This is a genomic window from Pauljensenia sp. UMB3104 (assembly GCF_030217285.1).
Taxonomy (GTDB): Bacteria; Actinomycetota; Actinomycetes; order Actinomycetales; family Actinomycetaceae; genus Pauljensenia.
Window position 1 is genome coordinate 1 of sequence record NZ_JASONN010000303.1, and the last position, 272, is coordinate 272.

At 59.9% G+C, this 272-nt stretch carries 1 protein-coding gene; it reads left to right on the forward strand.

Translation table 11 applies throughout. From position 1 onward, the window contains the following. Positions 1-104: 104 nt before the first annotated feature. On the forward strand, positions 105-227 hold the full coding sequence (locus QP415_RS11805; RefSeq protein ID WP_279354686.1) for a hypothetical protein: 123 nt from the start codon (positions 105-107) through the stop codon (positions 225-227). Positions 228-272 lie beyond the last annotated feature (45 nt).

A 272-nucleotide genomic window follows, 5' to 3' on the forward strand; every position in this document is an offset into this window, starting at 1 on the left:
GGTCACGCCTCCTCCCCTCGTACAAGGGGAGAAGGAGCGCTATTTCGCGCTCGCCCGTCAGTTACGATGTCCGCAGAGGCAATGACCCGAAGGAGTGAGCGCCCATGCTGAAAGAATTCGACGATCTCATATCCACGCTCTGCGCGAACTCTTCAATCATGCGCAAGGAACGAGACGGCAGGCTCTTCTTCACTGTCGCAGTCGCCGCATCAGCACGCGGCACCTAGGTAGGATGGGGATAGCCTGCCTCGATGGCGCAATCGGAGCAGGCC